At 57.9% G+C, this 23,757-nt stretch carries 25 protein-coding genes and 2 pseudogenes; 18 read left to right on the forward strand and 9 right to left on the reverse strand.

Annotated features, from left to right (window positions below; translation table 11 throughout):
• From repC to J2D77_RS16510, 9 genes are all read left to right on the forward strand, one after another.
• The coding region (gene repC, locus J2D77_RS16470) for a replication initiation protein RepC (protein WP_269142573.1) at positions 1-325 on the forward strand (325 nt) is incomplete at its 5' end.
• A complete protein-coding gene (locus J2D77_RS16475) occupies positions 322-1,017 on the forward strand; it encodes an HNH endonuclease (RefSeq protein ID WP_207847572.1) in 696 nt (231 codons plus the stop codon). The genes repC and J2D77_RS16475, both read left to right, overlap by 4 nt.
• Complete coding sequence (locus tag J2D77_RS16480) at positions 1,014-1,664, forward strand: hypothetical protein (RefSeq protein ID WP_207847573.1); 651 nt, start codon at positions 1,014-1,016, stop codon at positions 1,662-1,664. Before J2D77_RS16475 ends, J2D77_RS16480 begins: the two co-directional genes overlap by 4 nt.
• Before the next feature lie 605 nt (positions 1,665-2,269).
• Positions 2,270-2,806: a hypothetical protein gene (locus J2D77_RS16485; RefSeq protein ID WP_207847574.1), complete on the forward strand. Its 537-nt coding sequence runs from the start codon at positions 2,270-2,272 to the stop codon at positions 2,804-2,806.
• A gap of 284 nt (positions 2,807-3,090) precedes the next feature.
• Positions 3,091-3,393 (forward strand): hypothetical protein, encoded by a 303-nt coding sequence (locus J2D77_RS16490; RefSeq protein ID WP_207847575.1) that lies wholly within the window; start codon positions 3,091-3,093, stop codon positions 3,391-3,393.
• On the forward strand, positions 3,386-3,946 hold the full coding sequence (locus tag J2D77_RS16495; protein ID WP_207847577.1) for a hypothetical protein: 561 nt from the start codon (positions 3,386-3,388) through the stop codon (positions 3,944-3,946). Before J2D77_RS16490 ends, J2D77_RS16495 begins: the two co-directional genes overlap by 8 nt.
• 966 nt (positions 3,947-4,912) lie before the next feature.
• Positions 4,913-5,227, forward strand: coding sequence for a hypothetical protein (locus tag J2D77_RS16500; RefSeq protein ID WP_207847579.1), 315 nt, complete (start codon positions 4,913-4,915; stop codon positions 5,225-5,227).
• 130 nt (positions 5,228-5,357) lie between these two features.
• A complete protein-coding gene (locus J2D77_RS16505; RefSeq protein WP_207847581.1) occupies positions 5,358-5,630 on the forward strand; it encodes an AbrB/MazE/SpoVT family DNA-binding domain-containing protein in 273 nt (90 codons plus the stop codon).
• A complete protein-coding gene (locus J2D77_RS16510; protein WP_165926307.1) occupies positions 5,627-6,028 on the forward strand; it encodes a type II toxin-antitoxin system VapC family toxin in 402 nt (133 codons plus the stop codon). Before J2D77_RS16505 ends, J2D77_RS16510 begins: the two co-directional genes overlap by 4 nt.
• 247 nt (positions 6,029-6,275) lie before the next feature.
• Here J2D77_RS16510 and J2D77_RS16515 read toward each other — a convergent pair whose 3' ends face one another.
• The 4 genes from J2D77_RS16515 to J2D77_RS16530 are packed head-to-tail and all read right to left on the reverse strand — an operon-like array spanning position 6,276 to position 11,880.
• The gene (locus J2D77_RS16515; RefSeq protein WP_207847613.1) at positions 6,276-9,482 is read right to left on the reverse strand and encodes an error-prone DNA polymerase; all 3,207 of its coding nucleotides are present in this window, start codon (positions 9,480-9,482) and stop codon (positions 6,276-6,278) included.
• On the reverse strand, positions 9,433-9,672 hold the full coding sequence (locus tag J2D77_RS16520) for a hypothetical protein (protein WP_207847582.1): 240 nt from the start codon (positions 9,670-9,672) through the stop codon (positions 9,433-9,435). Before J2D77_RS16520 ends, J2D77_RS16515 begins: the two co-directional genes overlap by 50 nt.
• Positions 9,672-11,105: a DUF6504 family protein gene (locus J2D77_RS16525; protein ID WP_207847587.1), complete on the reverse strand. Its 1,434-nt coding sequence runs from the start codon at positions 11,103-11,105 to the stop codon at positions 9,672-9,674. Before J2D77_RS16525 ends, J2D77_RS16520 begins: the two co-directional genes overlap by 1 nt.
• The gene (locus J2D77_RS16530) at positions 11,089-11,880 is read right to left on the reverse strand and encodes an ImuA family protein (RefSeq protein WP_207847588.1); all 792 of its coding nucleotides are present in this window, start codon (positions 11,878-11,880) and stop codon (positions 11,089-11,091) included. Before J2D77_RS16530 ends, J2D77_RS16525 begins: the two co-directional genes overlap by 17 nt.
• Positions 11,881-12,014: 134 nt before the next feature.
• Here J2D77_RS16530 and J2D77_RS16535 point away from each other — a divergent pair, with 134 nt between their 5' ends.
• The 3 genes from J2D77_RS16535 to J2D77_RS16545 are packed head-to-tail and all read left to right on the forward strand — an operon-like array spanning position 12,015 to position 13,967.
• Positions 12,015-12,683, forward strand: a complete 669-nt coding sequence (locus tag J2D77_RS16535; RefSeq protein WP_207847590.1) for an SOS response-associated peptidase — start codon at positions 12,015-12,017, stop codon at positions 12,681-12,683.
• Between the two features lie 52 nt (positions 12,684-12,735).
• Positions 12,736-12,933 (forward strand): antitoxin VbhA family protein, encoded by a 198-nt coding sequence (locus tag J2D77_RS16540; RefSeq protein ID WP_207847591.1) that lies wholly within the window; start codon positions 12,736-12,738, stop codon positions 12,931-12,933.
• Between the two features lie 5 nt (positions 12,934-12,938).
• On the forward strand, positions 12,939-13,967 hold the full coding sequence (locus J2D77_RS16545; protein ID WP_207847593.1) for a Fic/DOC family protein: 1,029 nt from the start codon (positions 12,939-12,941) through the stop codon (positions 13,965-13,967).
• Positions 13,968-13,992: 25 nt separating this feature from the next.
• On the opposite strand, the gene J2D77_RS16550 is transcribed toward J2D77_RS16545, so the two are convergent.
• Positions 13,993-14,502 (reverse strand): hypothetical protein, encoded by a 510-nt coding sequence (locus tag J2D77_RS16550; RefSeq protein WP_207847595.1) that lies wholly within the window; start codon positions 14,500-14,502, stop codon positions 13,993-13,995.
• A 229-nt stretch (positions 14,503-14,731) separates the two neighbouring features.
• Between J2D77_RS16550 and J2D77_RS17650 the strand changes: the two are divergent.
• A pseudogene (locus tag J2D77_RS17650) lies at positions 14,732-15,483 on the forward strand (IS5 family transposase); the annotation flags it as partial.
• Here J2D77_RS17650 and J2D77_RS16560 read toward each other — a convergent pair.
• The 4 genes from J2D77_RS16560 to J2D77_RS16575 all read right to left on the reverse strand — a co-directional run bounded on the left by J2D77_RS16560 (position 15,460) and on the right by J2D77_RS16575 (position 19,687).
• Positions 15,460-15,813: a hypothetical protein gene (locus J2D77_RS16560; RefSeq protein ID WP_207847597.1), complete on the reverse strand. Its 354-nt coding sequence runs from the start codon at positions 15,811-15,813 to the stop codon at positions 15,460-15,462. The pseudogene J2D77_RS17650 and the gene J2D77_RS16560 overlap by 24 nt on opposite strands.
• A gap of 108 nt (positions 15,814-15,921) precedes the next feature.
• Positions 15,922-17,166, reverse strand: coding sequence for an NAD(P)/FAD-dependent oxidoreductase (locus tag J2D77_RS16565; RefSeq protein ID WP_207847600.1), 1,245 nt, complete (start codon positions 17,164-17,166; stop codon positions 15,922-15,924).
• Between the two features lie 508 nt (positions 17,167-17,674).
• A complete protein-coding gene (locus J2D77_RS16570) occupies positions 17,675-18,673 on the reverse strand; it encodes a 4-hydroxyproline epimerase (RefSeq protein WP_207847602.1) in 999 nt (332 codons plus the stop codon).
• A 111-nt stretch (positions 18,674-18,784) separates the two neighbouring features.
• Positions 18,785-19,687, reverse strand: coding sequence for a dihydrodipicolinate synthase family protein (locus J2D77_RS16575; RefSeq protein ID WP_207847603.1), 903 nt, complete (start codon positions 19,685-19,687; stop codon positions 18,785-18,787).
• 297 nt (positions 19,688-19,984) lie between these two features.
• Between J2D77_RS16575 and J2D77_RS16580 the strand changes: the two genes are divergently transcribed.
• The 5 genes and pseudogenes from J2D77_RS16580 to J2D77_RS16600 form a co-directional block, all read left to right on the forward strand.
• The gene (locus J2D77_RS16580) at positions 19,985-20,506 is read left to right on the forward strand and encodes an Lrp/AsnC family transcriptional regulator (RefSeq protein ID WP_207847604.1); all 522 of its coding nucleotides are present in this window, start codon (positions 19,985-19,987) and stop codon (positions 20,504-20,506) included.
• A 171-nt stretch (positions 20,507-20,677) separates the two neighbouring features.
• Positions 20,678-21,598, forward strand: a pseudogene (locus J2D77_RS16585) (IS5 family transposase); the annotation flags it as partial.
• Between the two features lie 67 nt (positions 21,599-21,665).
• Positions 21,666-22,753, forward strand: a protein-coding gene (locus J2D77_RS16590) for an IS3 family transposase (RefSeq protein WP_207847606.1) whose coding sequence is annotated in 2 segments (ribosomal slippage) — positions 21,666-21,927 and positions 21,927-22,753 — 1,089 coding nt in all. Because the reading frame shifts where the segments join, the coding sequence is not laid out codon by codon here.
• Positions 22,754-22,956: 203 nt separating this feature from the next.
• Entirely contained in the window at positions 22,957-23,358 is a 402-nt protein-coding gene (locus tag J2D77_RS16595; protein WP_207847608.1) for a winged helix-turn-helix transcriptional regulator, read from the forward strand.
• Positions 23,359-23,453: 95 nt separating this feature from the next.
• Positions 23,454-23,757, forward strand: a 304-nt coding sequence (locus J2D77_RS16600) for an IS5 family transposase (protein WP_207847609.1), incomplete at its 3' end; no start/stop codon positions are given.

Consider the following 23,757-nt stretch of genomic DNA (forward strand, 5'->3'; position numbering starts at 1 on the left):
CCTGCGTGACCTGTGCCCCACGTCTAAACCAACGCAGGCGGATCTGGCCGACGCTGCGGAACGCCTTTCCGGGCAGATCGGCGTGAGCTGGCGGGCCTGGAGCCAGGCCTGTGCGGTCATGGGCCGGTTCGAAGCGGGTGTCGCGATCATCGTGATGGCGGCAAGGGTCGGCCGGGGCGAGGTCATCCGGTTCAGGGACGCCTATTTCCGGGCCCTGGTGGACAGGAGTGCGCGGCACACCCTGTTCCTCGACAGGAGCCTTTACGCCCTGCGCGACATCCACGCGGCTGAAAGCGGGGCACTCGCGGAAACCAGGCCGCAATGATCCCGCTCTGCGTTCCAAAAGGGCAGGAGAGCGTCGCACTTCGCTGCGGGGCGACATGGAGCAGCGCGGAAGGCTGCCATGTGGTGGAAGCGCTGCCGTTGATCATGGAACCGACGTCGCCGCTTCTGGGGTTTCTGCCGTATCGCTTCAGGCCGGATCGAGCGCCTCCCTATGTCCGGCCCTGGATGGTGCCCCAGCCCCTCTGGGGCTGGAACCTGCGGGCGCTTCTGGCAAAGGCCGACTGGGACACCGTGCGGCGCTGGGCCTATCGGCGTGCGGGCTATCGTTGCCGGATCTGTGGGCAGCGGGGTTCAGACTATCCGGTCGAGGCTGACGAGGGCTGGGCATATGACGACGCACGCTGCGTTCAGACCCTCAAGGGTGTTGTCGCACTCTGCCCACGTTGCCACGAGGTGCGACACTGGGGACGGACGATGGCGACTGGCAGGGAAGGGCCTGCGCTGGAATGGATGGTCTTCATCAACGGCTGGAGCACGGAAGATGCCCAGAATTGCGCGCAGGCAGCGCTGCAGGAATGGAGCCTGCGGAGTGCCCGGTCGTGGACGTGCGACATTTCCTGGGTGGAGCAGACCTTTGGGCTGCCAATCCTGCCTGATGCCCGGGAGCGCGCGGCTGCGCGACAGAAAAATCTGGTCGGCCTGGCCCGGCAGACCTATTACGGGAAACCATGACCGCACACGATGATAGCGCTCCTGAAGCACCTTCCCTTGTCACGTCCGTCCGGCGCTTCCCGACCGAACGTGCAGCAGAGAGAACTGTCGAGGCGGTTCTTGCACTCGCTCCCACATATGAGACCGTTGAAGCGACATTACGGGAATGCGGGTTGCGAGGGCCGCGACGGGCGTCTGCCCTGCAGCGCGAGGCCGCCAGGGAAATGCGGCGTGAGGTGAGAGAGTATGGCGACATTCCTGATGAGAGTGCGGCCGAACTTGAGACGTTCCTGCGCGATGGCCTTCAGGCTGCTGTCGACCACGCAATGTCGCTGCTGCCTCGCGCCAGGGACATGGTCTTCCAGATGGAGCGGATCTCGGCCCAGACGTCCGTCGAGGAGCGCCTGTCCAACCCGGAGTTTCGGGCCAGGCGTCTTGAGGCGGGCAGGCTGCTCGATGAGGCCTGGCAGGTGTCGCAATGTATTGCTGGTGGCTGGAGTGTCGCACTCAGGATGCTGGAGGCCTGTCGCGCCAGGGACACTGCACGCGAGGTATCAAAACCAGACGGGTCTGACGTGAGCGAGATGCGCGCCCGCAAGGAGGTCCTCGCCAGCGAGAAAGTCGTGTTGCTCAGCGCCTGGAAGAACGCCACCACGTCAAAACCCTGACCCTGCCCGCGGTCACAATCGGTACCGCTATTGTCACACCATGAGCGGGTCGCCCTGATCCGCATCCATGAACGGGCAGGGGCCTATGCTGCGGCAAGCGACATCACCACAACACCAGACCGACGCTCGTATCCAGTGCGAGGCTAAACCACCTGACAAACGGATTGGCACCCATTCGCCGGATGTGTTGCTCAGGTCGCCCCGCAACTCACGCGCGCTTGCAAGCCTGCTCCTCGAGCACCTGACCCGACGGGTCGTCGCAAAGCGACACGACCGTGGCTAAACGAAAAGCACACCCAGGGCTGGCCCCGCGCTATGTCATCCGGGCCTTGTCTCTCTGGCTGACCCGTAAAGTCTCAACCCGGACACGTATGCAGGCGCTCAGGGAGCGTCCTCTGGCAGTTGCTGGTCAGGGCGGGTCTACGGGATCAACGATCAGTTCGATTGACATCCTGCGGGACCCGGATGCGGGGCAAATCCGGGTCCGGGGCTGTGCTCACAAATGGTGGGTGCAAAAAGGCTGGGAGGGGTCCACCCACACGCATCGGGGCTGCGGCTCCGGTGACGTGGTTGGATTATCCAATCGATTACTGAGGGATTTACATATGCGTATTCTTTCGTTCCTTGCCGTCTCCGCCGGTATTATCAGCGTTGTCGCGTGCCCTAACGCCGCAGAAGCGGCACATGAGGTTGCCCAACGCCCGCCGGTGGCCTATGGCACCGCCACAATCAGCCTGCGCTCCGGCCTTGAACATTCGTCCGTTATTGTGCTCGGAGAGGCAGGGGCACCATGGGAGCAGTTTACGGAAGTCCCGTACACTGCAAGCATTTCCAGCGATATCGGCAAGAAGCCGGTGATGAAGAAAGCGCTCTTCCGTGACGGTGTGTCAGGCAAGATCAGCGCCGTGGGACAGCAGAACGGGCACGTTGCTCTGAAGATCGACCTGGAGGACACCACTCTGGTCAAGATAGGCCATGCCACCGCGGCGAACGGTTGGACCATCGATGAGCCGAAAACGGATGTCGTAGAATTTCATGGGACCATTGATCTTGCCGACGGGCAGTCTGTCCCACTTGTGTTTAGTGGAAAAACGATCGGGACAGTCTCCTGGAGCGCCATGACCCTGCCCCAGCCCCGCTAGCTAATGCGGCAATACGGTCCTGACTGACGCAGGCCGTGAGGGAATAACTGCCTGGCGGTCTCACGAACATTGGTCGTCAGCACAGAATGATCCGGTCATTCATGAGGTATGGCTATGACTAGCAACCAAACGACAAAAGAATGGCTTGGGTTCCTCTGCGTACCGATCGCCATATTCGGCGAGCCATTGTTGTATTGCATTGCTCATAACATGTTTGGTGGTGCTTCAATCATAACTGGGTTCGTGCTGGTGGCGAGTGTTCTGCTCTATCGGGGCTTCAATAAATGACTGACACCAAAACGACCCGAAGAAAAAATGTATGCAGCCTAGTCGGAGAGGCGGCAAGAAAGTCTGGCTTTCCATCCAGCCCCGTTGATGTTGTGGACATGGGTTTGCCGCCGGACGATGACGGCGTGGTAGGGCAGGCAACGTCTCCCGAGGAGGCTGCGCAGATCTTATTGAATTTCGGTAAAACGATGGGACGGAAGCCAACGGTTACCAGTCTCGCATATCATGGGCCGTCTGAAGACTTTCCAAACGGGTTTTATGCCGGCGAAATGGCATACATAGGTGCCGTCCATGACTGACAAGCAGACGACCGATGGCCGTTCTTCGCTCGACGCCAAATCCGCCTTCGCGGAAGCCCTTGGTCTGTCGCGCGAGGTGATTGCGCGCGCTGAGGCGGGCGACCAAGACGCGATAAAAACGGTCTACACAGCGTCCCAAGGAGCGCGAATGACTGACAACCAGACGACGATTGAGGATGTGCGGTACACTAAAGATTCCATGACGCGATTCCTTATAATATTTTTTGTTGTTCTGCCGATCGCGCTCCTTCCATTGGAATTCATTTCAGGAAATTCTGACGCCGGCGCTACGACCGCAACACAACCACAAGCTATTTTTCTGGGTCTGAATACGCTTCTCCAAATGTCCCTCGAACTATTTGTGATCTTGCTCGGCTGTTTGGGAGCAATACTTCTTCTTGAGCTGAACCGAAATCGTCCGAAACAAGCGGCTTTCATCGTCATTTCATATCTGGCTCTAATCGTCGCATCCACATACTCAGTCCACAGGCAAGTAGCATCCGCCAGGGCGTCCTTTCACTCCGCAGTATCATCGCTGGAGAAACACCCGTGACTGACGCCAAAACGACCGATCCGACTGGCGTCCAGATCGAACAAGCGGCGGCCTGATCTTCTTCACCTGATTTCCTTCCCTTCCTTCGGGGAAGGAATGGAGTATTCCACATGCTATTTTTTTCATACGCTCTTTTTTCTATTGCTCTTTTTTCTGGGGTAGGGTCGGTTTTATTTTCAGGTGATCACAAAATATCGAATATTCTTATGACTATATGCGGGGGAACTTTCTTCGCCGTCTTACTCATTCTTCTCGCCATCTATACCATCGGGAAGGTGTAATTCACGATGCCAGTCGAAACGCGGCTATTGCTATGGCCTCTAATAGGAAAAGCCTGGTGCCTGACTCGGACACAACAAGAGGAAGATGGGCCGTTTGCTGTTCTGCGGCATAGGTGAGACTGACCATGACTGACACCAAAACGACTGTTACGACGGAGGACGAGCTCTGGGCCGCTGCAGATCGCGAGTATGAACGTTTGCTACGGTGTGCCTTCGCAGAAGCGCACAACGAAAGTATGGAAGTGTAGAAGCGTAGGCATATTGCGCAACGACTGCCTGAGCAGAGCGCAGAGAGGGAAGTTCGCCTACTAGCGGAGGCTGCCCTCGAAAAACAGAACGAGGCACGACATCGACCCGCCTTGGAACACATAAAGCGTATCCAGGAAGGACAGCGAGCCGCAGCGAAGCAGGAGACCGCGAATGCAAGACTCAACAATGACGCCAATGACTGACAAGCAGACGACCGGGAGACCGCAGCAATGAACCTCGCACGAGCCATTATGATCCGCAGGGAGCGTCAACGCCAACGCCGGGAAGGGGCAACCGGAAAGGAACGGCTCTCGGTGTCGCCTCTTTTTCAAGACACTTTTGCCGCTGACAGGCAGCTTCAGCGAGCATGGAAGGCGGGAGGTGTTCCTATCTGGAAGCGCCTGCTTCGTGCATTTTTAATCCAAGGATGACGCCAATGACTGATACGCAGACGACGGTCTATTTAAGATGTATTATGGAAACATATTTCGGTGGTGAGGACGCGAGCGAAGAATACGAATGTGAAATAAAGATCAATAATAAGAACATATTGATCAGTTATCTCGGAGACAATGGAATGCCAGTTGTTTGGACTGGTAATGATGATTCCGCAAGTGGGCATTACACTCTCACATGCCCATCAGTTGCGGGGAAAGCTACGTTGCACCGCGCGCCTAATACAGACCGGCTCGAAGGGTCGTGGCTCGAAAGCGGGTATACGGGCATGTGGCGGATTGAGTTGGACAACTGATACACACGAAGCCAGGTCAATGGCCGGCAACGAACATAAGTGACAAGCAGACGACCATGAGGGCGATTAATTTTCGTTGAATGTAAGGTAAATATGCCTTACATTGGTAACGTTGCAATAGGAGGTGCCCGTGGCGTCAGCTTCATTAACCGTTACCGCAAAAGGACAAGTAACCCTCAAGAGAGAGCTGCTTGACCACCTCGGTATTCGGCCTGGCGATCGCGTCGACTTCGAGAAGATGCCTGGCGGTGAGGTCAGAGTTCGCGCTGCCCGGACCGTTGGTAGCATCGACAAATTTTTGCATGCTTTGGACGGCAAGGTGACTGCGAAGACGCCGCTGACAATCGAGGAGATGAACGAGATCACGGCGGCCGGTTGGGCAGGAAAACTGGCCGAGCAATGAAAATTATCGCCGACACGAATGTTCTCGCGCGCGCCGTCCTCCAGGACGACGCCGCACAGTGCCAGGCGGCCAGAAAGGCTCTCACCGACGCCTCTTTGATCGCGGTTTCCTTGCCTTCCCTGTGCGAACTGGTGTGGATACTCCGGCAGGGAGCCAAGCTGCCAAAAGAAGACGTGGCCGCGACAATCCGTGCGCTCCTTGAGACAAGCAATGTGGTCATGAACCGCCCGGCGGTCGAAGCCGGCCTCGCGTTTTTCGAAGCCGGCGGCGACTTTGCCGATGGCATCATCGCACACGAAGGCGCCTGGCTGGGCGGAGAGACGTTCGTTTCCTTCGACAAAAAGGCAGTCTCACTACTGAAAAAACGGGGCGAAAAGACGCGGCTGCTTCACAGCTAACCGACAGAGCGAATTTTAACATGAACACTGACATCAAAACGACGAATTCGGTGACCGCTCGATCCAGCCATTGCTCCGGCTCGGACTGCTCCAGCCGTTACATGCAGCACCTGGCCTGCTCGGGATCAGCAGTCTCGGATACGAGACATGGATGGCCTTCCGTGCAAGGGGAGGTCGCTATCCGGAAGATCCCCTGAAACCACCATCCGATGGCCGTTAACCACATCCTGAAAAAACAACAAACCCGCTATCGGAAATCCCTCGCAGCATTTTGCAGTGTCACCCCCTTTGTGGTGCGAAGTCGACCCAGAAGAGGCTGCAGGTCCTCGACGAACCGCACAACGACATGGATGACCTCGCCCTCACGCTGGAGGCGTCCGTGCGCCGCTATGAAGCTTGAGCCTATGATGATCGAGCGTTGCGCCGTCAGTCTGTCTTTCCAGATCACCAGGTTCGCAACACCCGTTTCATCCTCGATCGTCATGAAGAGCACACCCTTGGCTGTCGAGGGGCGTTGTCGCATCAGCACCAGGCCCGCCACCCGAACGAACTGACCGTCTCGGGCAGACGCGAGATCCGCGCATGGCGTGATCTCATTGCGTGCCAGCTCTTCGCGCAGAAAGCTGACCGGATGCGCACGCAGGGTCAGGCCCGTCGCACGATAATCCTCAACCACCTCAGCACCGGCGGCTGCCCCAGGGAGGACAATTTCGGGTTCGATGCTTTCCGGCCGGGGAAAGTTTCTCCCCCTGTCGGCCGCTTCGAAAAGCGGCAGGGGAGTAGGAGCGAGGCCCTGGATGAACCAAAGCGCCTTACGCCGATCGAGCCCCAGACCATGAAACGCGTCCGCATCTGCAAGGCGCTCCAATGCCTGGATCGGGATATCCGCGCGACGCCAGAGATCTTCCAGACTATCGTAGGCAGGTGTCCTGTGGGCAATCAGACGGGCTGCATGGTCATTGGCCAGGCCGGAAACCAGACGCATACCCAGTCGCACCGCCTTGCGGCCGGTCTGACGCTCCGCCTCCAATGTGCAGTCCCAGCGCGAGCGGTTGATGCAGATCGGCCGGACATCGACGCCATGTCTGCGGGCGTCCTGGACGATCTGGGAGGGCGCATAAAACCCCATGGGCTGGCTGTTGAGCAGGGCAGCACAGAACGCGTCCGGATAATGGCATTTCAGATAGGACGAGGCATAGGCGACAAGCGCGAATGACGCTGCATGGCTTTCCGGGAAGCCGTAGCTTCCGAAGCCTTCAAGCTGGCTCCAGGTCCTCTCGGCAAAGGCTTGTTCATACCCGTTGTGCAGCATGCCGGCGATCATGCGATCCTTCATGTGACGGACGCCGCCCGTGTCACGAAAGGTGCCCATGGCACGACGCAGGAGATCCGCCTCGCCCGGGGAAAATCCGGCGCAATGGATGGCCACCTGCATGGCCTGCTCCTGGAACAGGGGAACACCGAGCGTCTTTTCCAATATCCGTCGAAGTGCTTCAGTCGGATAGTCCGGCACTTCCTCGCCCGAGCGCCTGCGCAGATAGGGATGCACCATATCGCCGGTAATGGGACCGGGCCGAACGATCGCCACCTGCACCACCAGGTCGTAGAATGTCTGCGGCCGCGTGCGGGGCAGCATGGCCATCTGGGCACGGCTTTCGATCTGGAACGTGCCCAGTGTGTCCGCCCGGCTGATCATGGCGTAGGTGGCCGCATCCTCCGGCCGGATGGACGCCATGGTGAGCGTCACATGATGATGGGCGTGCAGCAGCTCGAAGCATCGCCGCAGACATCCCAGCATGCCCAGCCCGAGAACGTCGACCTTCATCATGCGCATGTGGTCGATATCGTCCTTGTCCCAGACGATGGTCTGCCGATCCTCCATCGCCGTCGGCCGAACGGGCACCAGCTCATCCAGGCGGTCATGGGCCAAAACGAAGCCTCCGGGATGGGTGCCAAACTGCCGAGGGAAACCAACAAGCGCACGTGCCAGCCGAAGGGTCAGTGCAATGCGCCGGTCTGCCATGGACAGGCCGATTTCCTGCATGCGGGTCTGCAACACCTCTGGATCATCCAGAGCACTCGCCAGATGCTTCGACATCTGCCCCAGCAGGTCATCCGGCAGGCCAAAGGCCTTGCCGACTTCACGCAAAGCCCCCTTTGGCTTGAAGCGCATGATGGTGGCGCAGAGTGCGGCATGTCCGCGGCCGTAGCGTCGGTAGATCCACTGGATGACTTCCTCGCGCCGATCGGCTTCGAAATCGACATCGATGTCGGGTGGCTCCTGCCTTTCCTGGGAAATGAAACGCTCGAAAAGAAGCCCCGAGCGTACCGGATCGATGGCCGTGATCCCCAGCACATAGCACACGGCCGAATTGGCGGCCGATCCGCGTCCCTGGCATAGGATGCCACGCGATCGGGCGTACCGGACAATGGCATTGACTGTCAGGAAATAGGGGGCGTAGTCGAGTTTGCCGATGAGCTCCATTTCGTGCCGCAACTGCCGGGCGACATCACGGGGCAGGCCTGCGGGATAGCGGCCGGGGACTGCCTCGCGGAGCAGACGGCGCAGCGTCTCCTGGGGAGGCTCGCCTGTCCCGTCGCTTTCATCGGGATACTGATATTTCAGATCATCCAGGGAAAACCGGCAGCTTTCGGCGATTTCCCGGCTTCTGGCGAGGGCGGCTTCGCAGCCCGGAAAGAGGTGCTGCATCTCGGTCGGCGCCCGCAGGTGGCGAGACAGACTTACCTCTCGCGCATCACCCAGAGCGTCCAGGGGCCTGTGCTCCCGGATCGCCGTCATCACGTCGTAGAGGATCTGCCGGCGACTGTCGTGCCAGAGCACATCGCCAGTGACGACAGGCAGAAGGCCACAGGCCTCGGCAGCGCGAGCAGTCCTGGCCAGGCCCTGCAGATCGCCAGCCTGGAAGCGTCGAACGAGGGCGACATAGCCTACGCTGTCCGCGACTTTTTCCACCAGATCGCGAAACCGGTCGAACCCTGGCTCCTGCGCGCCTCTCCCGGCGCCAGCCAGCACGAGGCGCAGGTCGTGCGCCCCATCTTGCAGATCCCGCCAACCAAGCTGAAAGGCATCATGGGAGCCGCGATGCGCCCCAATGCTGAGCAGACGGCACAAAGAGCCCCAGCCCGCCCGGTTTTCCGGATAGGCGAGCAGAACCGCGCCGTCTTCCAGCACGAGGCGGCAACCGGGGACCAGGCGGATGCCATTCTGGCGGGCTGCGACATGAGCCCGCACGAGGCCGGAGACCGAATTGAAATCGGTGACGCCGAGCGTGTCATAGCCCAGGATCTTCGCCTGGGCGAACAGCTCCTCGGGATGGCTGGCCGCGCGCAGGAACGAAAAGCAGGTCGCGACCTGCAGTTCCACATAGCTACCCGTTGGCACGTCATTCGTCCCGGGGGTGCGGGTGTCTGTTGGCGCTATGCGCCGGGGCATCAGGCCGGCGACAGAGCACGAAGCCACAGCGTTCCAGATGGACGACAAGTCGCTCGGCCACCAGACGGGCCATCAACTCATCCGCATCGTGGACACGACGTCGCCCATCATAGCGCAGGGCATGCATCAACGCGTCGGCGATGTCGGCCGCATCCGCTGGCCGCAGGGAGCTATCGTCCTCTCGGGTCATCAGAACAGCCCGTGCAGGAACCAGGCTGCGCTGTCTGAGGCGGGGCCTTCGCCATTGTGAGCGGTATACAGCCAGAACCGCTCGCCCTGCGTATCCTCGACAATCCAGTAATCGCGGGCGCGATCCTCGACAGGGCCTGCCCACCAGTCGCACCAGACACGCTCGGGACCGTCGACGCCACGGACGAGATAGGTATGCCGACGCCACGCGAAGGTTTTGGGTGCGCCATCCGGGTAGACATCGCGCATCCGCACCGGTTCTGGGGGTGCCAGCAGTCTGACCGGTCTGGGTGCGTCATGCCCCGAGGCAAGGGCCGGAACGCCAGCGGGCATCGGCACGGAAACGGGTATGAGATCCTGCGCCATCTCGGGGAACTGCACAGCGCGCTCTGTGAGCCGGAAAACACGGTCTACACCAACGCGATTGCACAGCCTGTCGATCAGCGCCGTCATCGGCGCTGCATTGGTTCCAGCCTCCATCATGTCGCGGCAGACGCTTTCACGCAGGGCTTCGACTTGCGTGACCTCCAGCGCCATGCGCTCGATACCGAAGCCGGGTTCGATGTCTTCCACCCGCTCCCGCAAAAGTCGGGTCAGATGAACAGGGTCGCGCACTGGGGCTGATGTGCCGGCCATGATTTCCTGCACGTGGCCATCGACCCGCTCGCATCTGAGAGCCAGTGCCCGTGCGCCTTCAGCCCGCGCTTCCAGAGACGCGCAGATCTCGCCGACCAGGTGCTCTATGACCACCGTGATCGCTTCGGCCGTGCTGATCGGTTCGACGAGATGTCGCTCGGCCAGCACCACCTGGCGGGCAGAGAGGGGGCTCAGGCTCTCGGGCAGAAGCCCCCAGGCCTGATCCAGACGGTCCGTCAGAACCTGCCCGAAACGGCGGACAAGCGGTGCCCTTGGAGCCTTGGCAACCTGCCCGATCGTCTCGATGCCCACGCGCAGCAATCTGCTGATCGTCTCATCTGGCAGGCGGAGTGCGACGACTGGCAGCGATGCCAGTGCCTCGCTATGGCGGCCGGGCGGGATGATCGCGACAGGGTTTCGCGCGTGGCGTGCCACCGCATGCGCGGCCCCGGCCGTATCGGCAAGAGCCAGGCGGGCCGTGTATCCGGATCGTTCCATCTGGCCGTGCAACCGCAGCATCAGACCGTCCTCTCCTCCAAACAGATGTGCGCAGCCCGTGATATCGATCCAGACACCGTCCGGCGGATCCATGGCCGTGAGAGGGGAGGCCCACTGACACCACAGTGCCAGGACCTGCAGGGCCTCTCGATCTCCCATAAGGTCCGCGTCATCCGCGACGAGTTCGGGAAGCAGGGCACGGGCCTGCGCCAGCGCCATGCCAGGCCTGACGCCACCCGACCACGCGGCCCGGTCGCAGGCCAGGACACTCAGGCGGCCGCGCTCAGGCGCGTAAAGCACCAGCCCGGTCTGTGGCCTGGACGGCGCGTGGCGCCTCAGCCACCGCTCGATCGACCAGTGCGGAAGCCATAGGGAGAGAATGCGTCTGGACATGATCAGCCGGATTGATAAGCCACGTTCCAAGAGAGCCGCTGCGATGGCGAAGCAGATCGACGGCCCAGCGTTCCGAACTGGCGACTGGGCTGTAGGACGCCGTATCGTCCGACAGAGGTGAGGGTGTGCCGGCAATGCGCCAGCGCGTCACACTCGCGCTGGCGGGCGGAGCTGCAGCCAGTGCTGCCGAACGGAAGATCAGGAAGCCCGTGACCCCGCTTTTTTCCGCGGCGAGATGTAGGCGCCGTGATTCCGTCAGGCTCAGCGGTGTTCTGTAGTCGGCGACCAGGGCACAGACCCCGCGCTCACGTACGACATCCTCGCACAGGGCGGTCAGTCCTCCCTTGATGGCGGTCACGCAGATCAGGCGGCCAAGGTTCAGGCCGGACCGGCGAATGCCCGCGGCGGAGAGATCCAGATGCTCCTCGCTGGCCCAGATGACTGGCCCGTCCGTGCGCGCCAGGATCGAGGCGATGAACCGGGTCGGCCTTGCCGCCAGGGAGCGATCGCTTCCCGCCCCGAAGAACTCGTGCAGACCTCCCCGGGTCAGCCCGCCATGCAGGCAGGCGTCAATGGCGGGAATTCCAGTGGAAAGACGGCCTGCCGCCGTCTGCTCAAACCCTTCGATGCGGCGGATCTTGTCGCGTAGCAGGGCCAGTGTGTCCATTTTCGCGTGCGTCATGTGTCTGTCCTCCCGCCCTTACTCCTACGTAAGAACAAAACAGGAACACAAGGGATATTTTTTATCCCCTCCCGCCCAGATCAGACTATCATCCTGAAAACGGGGCAATCCTGCCGTCAGGAAAGGCCAGTATCATGTGCAATCTCTACAGCATGACAGGCAGCCAGGCCGCCATTGGCGCGGCGACTCGCGTCATGATCGACAGGACAGGCAATCTGCCTTCCTTCCCCGAAATCTGGCCCGATTACGCGGCCCCCATTGTGCGTAACGGGGCCGAGGGCCGGGAGCTGGTCCTGGTGCGCTGGGGCATGCCCTCGCCCGCCTTCGCTCTCAAAGGACACAAGGTGGACCGGGGCGTGACCAATATCCGCAATACCGCGTCGCCACACTGGCGGCGCTGGCTGGGGGTCGAGCATCGCTGCCTGGTGCCATTCACGGCTTTCGCCGAGAATGGCCTGAAGGCCGACGGATCGATCCAGCCGGTCTGGTTCGCTGGCGACCAGACCCGTCCGCTGCGCTTCTTCGCCGGGCTATGGGCGCGCTGGACATCCGTGCGCAAGCTGAAGGAAGGGGAAGTCACGGCCGATCTGTTTGGGTTCCTGACGACCGAGGCCAATGGCATTGTCGGACCATACCACCCAAAAGCCATGCCGGTCATTCTCGACCGCCCTGAGGATCTTGAGACGTGGTTGACCGCCCCCTGGGACGAGGCCCTGTCTCTTCAGAGACCGCTTCCCGACGATCGTCTCGTTTTCTTGAATGAAGCCGACAAGTCCTTGCAAATCGTGGCAAACAAACACTGACATGCGATGTTGGAAGTGATATACTTGAACAAAGCTTAGGGAGTGATGTTTCATGCCTCAGTCGGTTCGAGAAAAAGCCGTTCAGGACGCCCAGGCCAGCGCTGCTCGCGAAGGCCAGCGTCTCCTTCCCCAGGACACTCTCGACCTTGAGGCTTATATGCGTGGCGATATTACTGCGGATGAAGTCCGCAGGCGTGTTGTGGCACGGCTCCATGATGAAGGACATCTGGTCGCGGCTAAGGCGATATAGCGTCGATGGCCGATCCCTATCTTCAGGATGATGGGGCTACCCTCAAGAACAAGTTTGGGATTATCGGAAATCCACAGCGGCTCAGGGAAGCCGAAGCTGTCCTGGTTGCTCTTAGGGAAAGCGAACTTCACGAGAGGGGTTTCCCGCAGGCGCAGGGCCTGGAACTGGTGAAAGCGATCCATCGCTATCTGTTCCAGGACGTCTATGACTGGGCCGGTGTGCCGCGCACCACGCCACTTTTCAAATACAACCATGCCGGATTGCCTGGGGGCACGTCCTTCGCGCCTCCACAACAGATCGAGACCGAAACCCATGCCTTGTTCGGTCGCCTGGCGGCCCAGAACAATCTGAAAGGTCTCGACGCGGGTCAGTTCGCGGCCGCTCTCGCGCAGCATTTCGTCGATCTGAATCATATTCATGCTTTCCGGGAAGGAAACGGCAGAACGCAGACCCTGCTCTGGCGCAAGATCGCTCTCGATGCAGGCCATGACCTGTCGTTTTCCCCGATCTCGCGCGAACGTATGGTCGCAGTGTCCATCGCTGGCGAAAACGGTAATCGCGATGCGGTGCAACGCATGATGACCGAACTGCTCGATCCGATCCGTTACGCAGCCCTTGAGCGGGCGACTGGCTTTCTGGAACGCGCTTTCCACAACGGCAGCCGGGTTGACTGGCACGACCGCTACATCGCCACCACCACGCCCGGACAACACTACGAGGGCACTCTTGTCGGGAAAAGCCGTGGCGAATTCATGCTCGCCTCCCAGGATCGGATCTATGTCGGCTGGGCGCGGGATCTCCCGCAGGACGGCGCCCAGTTGAAGCCAGGAGAGCCGGTTTCTTTCGAGGCCGGCCGCGACACGCCCGAGATGGTATCCCTGATGACCCGCATGGACGATGCGCGGGAAACCCTCTTCGGCGACAAAGCCGCTGAGCGTAGTCCAGAGGCCGGACGAGACAGGCCGATGTTGCCGAGCCAGAAAGAGGATACGCCACGTCGTGCAGATGACCGCTCACCGGGTATGGAGCCCTAAGAGCAGGTACTGTCCCGCGCGAGGTTTAGACGCCCTGGGTGATATGCCCATGTCCTGCGAGGCAGGACGTGACAAACGGCAAGGCCATGCGGGGGACGGTCATCGAGAATTCCGCACCAGTTGGAATGGTCAGCCAGACGCCAAGCCCCTCACGCGACAGTGCGGGCTTTCCGGCAAGGAACCGCACACCTTTGCCGGGGCGTGCAACCGGGCGCGATTTCGGCACCCCGGCGATCTGGCGACCACCCAGATAGATGTCGGCATTGAATTTACGAAAAATCGGGGTGCCGATGCTCATCTCCTCGACTGCCACAACGATGGAGGCCGTATCGGCCATGCTTCCCGGCCGACCGTCGACACCCCACAGGTGCATGCAGATCTCGCGCAGTCTGGTCTCGTGTTCAGGGGCAAAGGCCCAGCCCGCGTCCTTGCCAAGAAACCGGCCGCGAAGACCATAGGCTATGGGCGACAGATCTGGATGGAAGGGTGCTGCCAACGTCACCCTTCCATCTGCCACCGTTACGATTGCCATCATCCAATCCCGTCATTTCTGGTATCTGGCGATTATTTTACAGACTATCTCGTTCTTTGTACAGAGTTATCGAATGTTTGCACTGTAGAAATGCCCCGATATTTGAAGCACTTTCTCAAGCTGCCTCCACTGCTAGGTTCTATTGACAAAAGACTTGTTCAGGTTGTTGGAGATGTGATTCAAAGCTGGTCTTTGCGGAGACCTTTGAATGCGTGGCGACCTGACGGACGAAGAATGGGCGATTATTGGCAATCTGCTGCCGCCTGAACGTGGCCGCTGGTCCCGACCAGCACAGGATAATCGTCTGTTTCTCAACGGGATGCTTTATGTCCTGCGTGTCGGTTGTCCGTGGCGGGACATGCATGAGCGCTACGGAAAATGGAACTCGGTGTATGTGCGGTTCCGTCGATGGGCAGAGCAAGGCGTCTGGGATGCTCTGCTGGAAACGCTGGTTGAACTCGGCCTGACCGATGACTGGCAGCACATGATCGACAGCACGGTCGTTCGGGGTCACAGCCAGGCGGCTGGCGCAAAAGGGGGACTCATAAGGAAGGCTTTGGTCGAAGTCGCGGCGGCTTTACGAGCAAGATCCACGCCCGTGCTGACGGTCAGGGACGCCCTCTTGGCTTCGACCTGACAGGTGGTGAAGTTTCTGATTATTCCGGTGCTGATGCCCTGATGGACCTGCCGGTCGTGACACCGCGCCGACTTCTGGCCGACAAGGGGTATGATAGTAACAGGATACGGGAGAACCTGCTTTTGCGAGGTATTCTTCCCGTAATCCCGCCACGTTCGAACCGGACACAGGACATTCCCTGCGATTTCCGCCGATACCGTGACCGAAATCGTATTGAAAGGATGTTCAACAGGCTCAAGCAGTTCCGCCGTATCGCCACCCGCTATGACAAAACGAGGAAATCCTTCCTCGCCTTTCTCAATCTCGCTGCCGTCAAGCTGTGGCTACCATCTTTTGTCAACAGAACCTAGGGAGACGAGTGGATGCTGGTTATAGAGGATATTGCCCGGGCTGATTTTCGGAATGGCTTGGGTATTCCATGAAGAATTCAAATACCGTTTAGCGATACGCTGTGTCGGTGCAGTCTCGGCTGTGGTCGATCCCGGTTGCGCACCAGCGTCCCGCCGGGTCTGCTTCCACCAGTCGTGCAGGCTGTCGCCCGAGCAGCCAGGCTTGCCACCAATCTCCTGCCAGGCCGCCGATAGGCTCGGGTAATCCGAGCGATGCTTGTCAAGAAGGTGCACGGCGCGCTCACGGGACTCAGTCGAATAACGTGATGTTTTCTTCTTCTCTACCATAGGGCTCATCCTCCGAGAGTTTTACTCTCCGGTAAAACCGGGGCAGTTCAGTCGGTTCAATATGTTCCAACTGATAGAACACACGTTGGTCGACAAGCTGAACATGCCCTAACCTCGATTGAAGCGTGCAATGGAGTATGGCGTCATGTCGACTTCCGGCCTCTTACGATCGAGCAGGTCGCCGATGAGCTCAGCAGTCGTAGCCGCCTGCGTAAAACCGAGATGGCCGTGGCCGAAGGCATACAGAATGCGGTCATTTCGTGGAGAAGCGCCGATGACTGGGAGCGAGTCCGGCGTTGTCGGCCGGTTCCCCATCCACTGCTGCGCCTCTGACACATCCAGATTTGGCAGGTAGCGATGGGCAAGCTTCAGTAACGTTGCGCTGCGGCCATAGTTTGCAGGTGCCGTCAGGCCAGCAAACTCCGCGGCGCCGCCTATACGAAGGCCGATCGCAAGAGGTGTTGCCACGAACATCCGTTCAGAGAAAATTACCTCTCGATTCAGGCGCGTCGCGCAGTTTGGAAGCGTGGTGTTGTAGCCACGTTCGCTTTCGAGCAGGGCGTTGTCGCCAACTGTCTGCGAGAGGCGGGCAGACCACGCTCCTGTCGAAACGAGAACCCGGTCACCGTCTACGAACCGGCCGCCTTCGAGCATCACCCCGACACGAGTTCCTTGATCCACTATTGACGCAGCTTCGCCTGTTATGAATTCCGCACCGGCGTTTCTGACATGCGAACGCAGGGAATCTACGATGCGCTTCGGATCGTCAATATGCGCCCACTGTTCAATCATAACCGCGCGCTTGAAGACCGGTGCAAGCCCTGGTTCAAGAACTCGTAATTCGTCGATCGAGACATTGCGGAAGACGACCCCACGTTCACGTTTGAACGTCCAGTTAGTCTGATCTTCCTCGAAGGCCTCTTCCGTTTCGTAAACTGTGAGTGCGCCACGTTTATGGAGATCGCCGATGATTCCGAGACGACCGAGCATAGCTTCGAAATCGAACAGCGATCGATTGTTCAGTGCAGCCAGCGCGTTACCGATGCGCGCATAATTCTTTGGTTTTGCAACCTTCGAAAGCGCCCGAAACCATGGATAGAGACTGAGAGCATGGCCAGGCCGAATAGAGAGTGGACCGAGCGGGTCCATTAACCATTTGAGTGGTTTCAGCCCCATACCGGCCAAACTCAGAGGCACACATTCACTAACGGCGATACCACCTGCATTACCATGGGACGCGCGATCACCTTCGAAAGCACGATCGACGAGGGTGACCTTCCAGCCGCGGCACTGCGCAGCCTCGGCAGAAGCAAGCCCGATAATCCCTGCTCCAACGATTACCATATGTGTCATTAAGTTTTCTCCGGTCTCTGCGTTTTTGTTGTTCAGCCGAGAAGCAGCATGATTGCGCTGTATAAATCCCAATAGGATGACAACATCCTGAGCAGTGTTTTGCGCTTGATGGGGGACACGCCCTTCTCACGAAAGCCGCATTTCCTGCTTGGTTGTCTTTGTGAGACGGAGCTCTGTCCTCACATTTTCTCCACTGCGACTGAAGGGCGCGGGATCGAAAGTGATGACCAGTTCTCGGTGAAACGGTCTTTCTCCAGCACCAAAATTTAATTGCAGAAAATTGAGGCCGGTTAGGGTGGTCGCTCAATAGCTCTAGCAACAACTCGATGATTGTCGATTGAGCCGAGTAACTGTCGAAAGCTGGTATCGTAACATCGCTAACGGGAGATGGCAGCCAATCCTTGTACTGCCAGAACGTCGAGCCAGGTCAGGGCACGAATAGCTGATACTCAGCGTTGGCGAAGGTTGTTATAATTTTACTTACAGTCCCGGTTGTAGCGATATCTTTTCAGATCAGCAGAAAGCCACGATGCAGCGGATCGCGATCTTCAACGAAGATGGTGTTGTGACCGGTGATTCGAGCCCAGCCTTCTACGCTGGGAATGATGGCATCGATGTCGCCGATCTTTGTCGCCTCGGTTGCTACGCCGTTAAAGCATGTCCCGATGATGCTTTCATGGACGAATGTTTCGCCAATCGCGAGTTGTCCCTTGGCCACCAGTTGGGCCATACGTGCCGAAGTGCCAGTACCGCAAGGCGATCGATCGATGGCTTTATCACCGTAGAAAACGGCGTTCCGTATTGTTGAACCTTGATTTTTCGCTCGGCCGGTCCACATCACATGCGATAAACCGTTGATTTCCGGTGTAAGCGGGTGGATGAACTCGTATTTCTCATTCGCCTTTGCTCTCACCATCGGGCTCAGTCGCTGGATATCAGTTGGCGAAAGGTCTTCCATATCGCGGAAATTCGCTTGACTTTCGATGATCGCATAGAAATTGCCACCATAGGCAACATCAAAGCGGATTTCGCCAATCCCATCGAGTTCGATGCTTAGGTCTCGTGCATGGAGGTAGGATGCGACATTGATGAGGCGTACGGACGTGACATGTTCGCCGTCCATCTCAAAATTTGCGACCACCAGGCCGGCAGGAGTATCGAGTTTGAGTAAGCTAGGTTTACTCGGTCGTACGAGCCCATTTTCTATAAGGAAAGTGACGGTACCAATGGTGCCGTGGCCGCACATGGGTAAACAGCCGCTGACCTCGATGAAGAGGATCGCTGCGTCGCAGTCGCTGCGTGTCGGCGGGTAGACGATTGTGCCGGACATAACATCATGGCCGCGCGGTTCGAACATCAATGAGGTACGAACCCAGTCGTAATCGCGTTCGAAATGCGCGCGGCGCTGTACCATATCATCGCCTTCAAGCGTCGGAGCGCCGCCAATCACCAACCGAACGGGATTTCCGCAGGTGTGGCCATCAATGCAGAAGAAGGTATTTTTCACGACGATGCTCCATTAAGAAGGCACGGTCATCGATCACGAGATGGGGGGCATCCGGTCGAATATACGAAAGGTGGGTGGAGGCCGCACTCAGGAGCGCGACCTCGGTGCGGTTCAGTAACCCAATGTCTTCAGGTCGCTGACAGCCTTGTTGACGATAGCGATTGTCTTTTCGCGCTCTGCGCCCTCAAGGTTGAGACGCGGGGGCTTAACCGTCTCGGCCGACCCAGCTATGATGTTTTCGGCAAGTTTGATGTGTTGCACCAGCTTCACCACGGTATCGAGGTGGAAGAGCGGAGTGAGCGCTGCGTAGAGTTTACGTGCATTGATGAGATCGCCAGCCACAGCGAGCTTCAACAGTTCGACCGACGGCCTCGGCAGGGCATTAGCCATACCCGAAACCCAGGCAACGACGCCAAGAGCAGCGCTTTCAAGGATCAGGTCATCGACACCGCAAACAACATTGAGGCGATCTGAAAAGCGCGAAAGCAGGTCAGTCACACGGGTCGTGTCGTAAGACTCTTCCTTGATCGCGGTAATGGTCGGCGCTTCGAGAAGTCGCTCGACCACATCCGGGGTGAGGTCGACTCCGTAGCCGCGCGGATTGTTGTAAAGCAGGATTTCCAGGCCTGACGCGTTGGCGACGGATTTGTAGAAGGAGATCGTCTCATGCTCGTCTGACTTATACGTAAGGCCGGGGAAGACCATCAGGCCATTGATCCCGAGGCCTTCGGCTTCCTTTGCATACGCCATCGCACGCTCGGTATTGGTTTCGGCCAAGCCCGAAATGATCGGCACACGACCGGCGACGACTTCCTTTGCGGCGCGTAGTACGTCCAGTTTTTCGGACGGTGCAAGCTGAGCATTTTCGCCCACCATACCCATCATTACGACACCGGCGACGCCATCATTGATGAGACGGTCAATGCCCTGCTGCGTTGCCTCCGCGTCAAACGAGAAGTCGCTCCTCAGTTTGGTCGTGACGGCCGGGAAAACGCCTTGCCACTGAATGCTCACGATCAGTAATCCTTTTAAAAAAGGGTAATCATTGCTGAAAGGCGAAGCTTGCCTTCAATTAGTAACAATAGAGATAGAACAGAAACTGTGGAGCATATTCAATGTCCACTCAGTCTGTATTTTTACCCCCGCTTTCTAGTGCAGTTAAGAGGGTGTAAGTTTAAGTATGAAGGGCAGACTGCTCTATTGAATATCATCGTTGAAGGTTTTGGCTTTAACTGTAACCTTTGCTTGCCTATCGATAGCGATAGATTGCACATCAGAGCGTGGGTTGTACGCGCAAATTGGAGCGAAGAGATGAGACAACGACCCGATGGAAGGCCACAAAACGGGAGATCCACTCGTACCAAGCGGCACCTCGATCAGTTCGACCGCGCAATTCTTCGTATTCTTCAGAATGATAGCCGAACTTCACAGCGCATGATCGCCGAGTCGGTACATTTATCGCCCGCCGCAGTGCAACGTCGCATCTCAGCGATGGAAAACAGCGGTATCATTGAGGCAAATGTAGCCATTGTTGCTCCTGACGCTGTGCAATCCTCGATTACAATTATTGTGGAGGTACACCTCCAGAATGATCGAGCGGCAACTATCGAACCGATGAAGGCTCTGTTCAATGCGACACCCGAAGTTCAACAATGCTATTATGTCACGGGTAACGGAGGTTTTTTCCTCGTTATGCTCGTTCCCGATATGAAGCGGTATGAGCACCTTTCCCGCACTTTGTTCTCTGAGAACAGTTTTGTGGATACATTTCGAACTCTAGTTGTTCTTGATCGTGTCAAAACCGGACTAGGAATTGTAATTCCTGATTTCTGATATCTTGAGTGGCGTGCTGTCAGGTTGCTCATGATGGCATTAGGCTCGCCATTCCATTTAATTTTCGATGTTTCTCTTTGTGGTTAGCAGGTGGAGGGTTCTAAAAACCCCCTGGTTTTGAGGTCTTCTGTATGATTCTATTTCTTCTGCGTTGATTGAGGGAATGGCGATATGAAGCAGTCTGGTTTCTTTGATGTTGAAGAGCGTCTTGCCCGGCTGAGTGGGCTTGGCGATCAGCTCGAAGCGTTTTCCCGGACTGTGGATTTTGAAGCGTTCCGTCCTGATCTGGACAAGGCCCTGGCGTATTCCGATGGAAGCAAGGGCGGACGACCGCCATTTGATCCTGTGCTGATGTTCAAGATCCTGGTGATCCAGACGCTCAACAATTTGTCTGATGAGCGGACGGAATATCTGATCAACGATCGCCTCTCCTTTATGCGTTTCCTTGGGCTGGGACTTTCAGATCGGGTGCCGGATGCCAAAACGGTCTGGCTGTTTCGCGAGCGTCTGACCCAGGGGGGTGCGATCGATGGGCTGTTCAACCGCTTTGATGCGACCCTGCGTAACGCCGGGTATTTGCCGATGTCAGGCCAGATCCTGGATGCCACGCTGGTAGCGGCTCCGAAGCAGCGGAACACCAATGCAGAGAAAGCCGATCTTCGGGAAGGATGTATTCCTGAAGACTGGCAGGACAAACCCGCAAAGCTGTCGCACAAGGATCGTCATGCGCGCTGGACACTGAAGTTCATGAAGGCGAAGCGGCAGGATGATGGAACCATGCCATCCAGCGATCTCGCCATCCCGTTCTTTGGCTATAAATCGCATGTTTCCATCGATCGGAAATACCGGTTCATCCGCAAATGGAAAACAACGCATGCCGCTGCCAGTGATGGCGCGCGATTGAGAGAGGGGCTTCTGGATAAAACCAATACGGCCTCAAGTGTCTGGGCCGACACGGCCTATCGCTCAAAAGCCAACGAAGACTTCATCGAAAAGCAGGGCTTTGTCTCCAAGGTTCATCGCAAAAAGCCGCATCTCAAGCCTATGCCCCGGCATATCCAGAAATCAAATGCTGGAAAGTCGGTCATCCGGTAATCCCCCCATAAAAAGAGTGGCTTTTGAATGAGAATTTTCTCAGCGTGAGGATGAGGAGATTCTGATGAAGAGTGATCGCTTTACTGATGCCCAGATTATGGGTGTGATCCGCCAGGCTGAGGGCGGCGTCTCGGTTCCTGACCTGTGCCGGGAGCATGGGATCAGCAACGCGATGTTTTACCGGTGGCGCGCGAAATATGGCGGCATGGATGCGTCAATGATCAGTCAGATGAAGGCTTTGGAAGAAGAGAACCGTCGGCTGAAGCGGATGTATGCGGATCTGAGCATGCAGACGGATATCCTGAAGGAAGCCCTGGGAAAAAAATGAAGCGGCCAGCCCAGCGCCGGGAACTGGCCGCACAGGCTGTGGCGCATCACGGGGTCAGCATTGCGCTGGCCTGTCGGATTTTTGGGATATCCGAGACCTGCTTTCGCTATTGTCCGCGACTGGCGGCGGAGAACGACAGGATTGCCGATCTTCTGGTGGGACTGACCCAGGCTCACAGGAGATGGGGATTTGGCCTGTGTTTTCTGTATCTGCGTAACGTGCAGGGACAGGTCTGGAATCATAAGCGAGTTTATCGGATTTATCGGGAACTGGAACTCAACCTGCGGATTAAACCCCGCAGGCGTCTGGTTCGCGAAAAGCCTGAAAAGCTGTCGGTTCCGGTCCTTCCCAACACGGTCTGGTCCATGGATTTCATGGCGGACAGGCTTTTGGATGGACGCGCTTTTCGGCTCCTGAACATTCTGGATGACTTCAATCGTGAAGGACTGGCGATAGAGGTCGATTTTTCCCTGCCGGCCTGTCGGGTTGTCCGCTGTCTGGAGCAGGTTATGGAGTGGCGTGGCAGGCCAGAGGCTATCCGAATGGACAATGGCCCGGAATATGTCAGTCATACGTTGGTTTCATGGGCCGAAAAGAAGGGGATTACCCTGATCTATACGCAACCGGGTAATCCGCAGCAGAACGCCTATATTGAACGCTACAACAGGACTGTCCGGCAGGAATGGCTGCAGCAGCATCTGTTTGAAAGCATTCAGGACGTACAGGAGGTCGCAACACAATGGCTCTGGACATATAACAATGACAGACCCAACATGGGGAACAGCGGGTTCACGCCCGCCCAGAAACTAAAAGCAGCTGCCTGAATTCTCAGTCAGAACCCCACTAAAAATGGGGGGATTACCCAATGTCCTGAAGGGACGCCAGATTTTCGATGGGAAGCGGCGTCTGATAACCGATGGCCCGCATGATGTCTGCTCCTCTGTTGAATGAGGAGAAGAGTGAGCACTATGCTGCTTACAGACAAGAACGCACTTTTAACGCCCATAGTGTCGGAAATGATACCGTTATGACCCGTATCCGCCATCAGTCGCTCGCTTGCAGCCCTGGCTGCGCTGTTGAGGCAACGCTTCAACTCATCGATGGAAAATGGAAAGGCGTGATCCTCTATCACCTGCTTCAGGGGACCCTACGCTTCAACGCCATCCGTAAGCGCCTGCCCAATATCACACAGAGAATGCTGACGACCCAGCTTCGCGAACTGGAGCGTGACGGGTTCGTGTTGCGAACGGTTTATCCTGAAGTTCCGCCAAAGGTGGAGTACAGCCTCACTCCACGCGGGCGGACCCTTGAGCCTGTCATCATGGCTCTCAAGGCCTGGGGCGATGAGCACACAGAGTTCAGGCATGGTCCTGAGATCTGTGCCGATCATGATGGAATATTCTCGCCTGCCGCTAAAGGGATTGAATGATTGCTCAGTAGTCATTTGGCTAGGTTCTGTTGACAAAAGACCTTTTCAGGTTGTTGGAGATGTGATTCAAAGCTGGTCTTTACGGAGACCTGTGGATGCGTGGCGACCTGACGGACGAAGAATGGGCGATTATTGGCAATCTGCTGCCGCCTGAACGTGGCCGCTGGTCCCGACCAGCACAGGATAATCGTCTGTTTCTCAACGGAATGCTTTATGTCCTGCGTGTTGGTTGTCCGTGGCGGGACATGCATGAGCGCTACGGAAAATGGAACTCGGTGTATGTGCGGTTCCGTCGATGGGCAGAGCAAGGCGTCTGGGACGCTCTGCTGGAAACGCTGGTTGAACTCGGCCTGACCGATGACTGGCAGCACATGATCGACAGCACGGTCGTTCGGGGTC

The organism is Acetobacter garciniae (genome assembly GCF_017377735.1).
Taxonomy (GTDB): Bacteria; Pseudomonadota; Alphaproteobacteria; order Acetobacterales; family Acetobacteraceae; genus Acetobacter; species Acetobacter garciniae.

Bases quoted from the DNA above. Each gene is read 5' to 3' on its own strand.
- J2D77_RS16475 (WP_207847572.1), top strand. From the start codon at position 322: ATGATCCCGCTCTGCGTTCCAAAAGGGCAGGAGAGCGTCGCACTTCGC.
- J2D77_RS16480 (WP_207847573.1), top strand. From the start codon at position 1,014: ATGACCGCACACGATGATAGCGCTCCTGAAGCACCTTCCCTTGTCACG.
- J2D77_RS16485 (WP_207847574.1), top strand. From the start codon at position 2,270: ATGCGTATTCTTTCGTTCCTTGCCGTCTCCGCCGGTATTATCAGCGTT.
- J2D77_RS16490 (WP_207847575.1), top strand. From the start codon at position 3,091: ATGACTGACACCAAAACGACCCGAAGAAAAAATGTATGCAGCCTAGTC.
- J2D77_RS16495 (WP_207847577.1), top strand. From the start codon at position 3,386: ATGACTGACAAGCAGACGACCGATGGCCGTTCTTCGCTCGACGCCAAA.
- J2D77_RS16500 (WP_207847579.1), top strand. From the start codon at position 4,913: ATGACTGATACGCAGACGACGGTCTATTTAAGATGTATTATGGAAACA.
- J2D77_RS16510 (WP_165926307.1), top strand. From the start codon at position 5,627: ATGAAAATTATCGCCGACACGAATGTTCTCGCGCGCGCCGTCCTCCAG.
- J2D77_RS16515 (WP_207847613.1), bottom strand. From the start codon at position 9,482: ATGCCCCGGCGCATAGCGCCAACAGACACCCGCACCCCCGGGACGAAT.
- J2D77_RS16520 (WP_207847582.1), bottom strand. From the start codon at position 9,672: ATGACCCGAGAGGACGATAGCTCCCTGCGGCCAGCGGATGCGGCCGAC.
- J2D77_RS16530 (WP_207847588.1), bottom strand. From the start codon at position 11,880: ATGACGCACGCGAAAATGGACACACTGGCCCTGCTACGCGACAAGATC.
- J2D77_RS16535 (WP_207847590.1), top strand. From the start codon at position 12,015: ATGTGCAATCTCTACAGCATGACAGGCAGCCAGGCCGCCATTGGCGCG.
- J2D77_RS16540 (WP_207847591.1), top strand. From the start codon at position 12,736: ATGCCTCAGTCGGTTCGAGAAAAAGCCGTTCAGGACGCCCAGGCCAGC.
- J2D77_RS16545 (WP_207847593.1), top strand. From the start codon at position 12,939: ATGGCCGATCCCTATCTTCAGGATGATGGGGCTACCCTCAAGAACAAG.
- J2D77_RS16550 (WP_207847595.1), bottom strand. From the start codon at position 14,502: ATGATGGCAATCGTAACGGTGGCAGATGGAAGGGTGACGTTGGCAGCA.
- J2D77_RS16560 (WP_207847597.1), bottom strand. From the start codon at position 15,813: ATGGTAGAGAAGAAGAAAACATCACGTTATTCGACTGAGTCCCGTGAG.
- J2D77_RS16565 (WP_207847600.1), bottom strand. From the start codon at position 17,166: ATGACACATATGGTAATCGTTGGAGCAGGGATTATCGGGCTTGCTTCT.
- J2D77_RS16580 (WP_207847604.1), top strand. From the start codon at position 19,985: ATGAGACAACGACCCGATGGAAGGCCACAAAACGGGAGATCCACTCGT.
- J2D77_RS16595 (WP_207847608.1), top strand. From the start codon at position 22,957: ATGACCCGTATCCGCCATCAGTCGCTCGCTTGCAGCCCTGGCTGCGCT.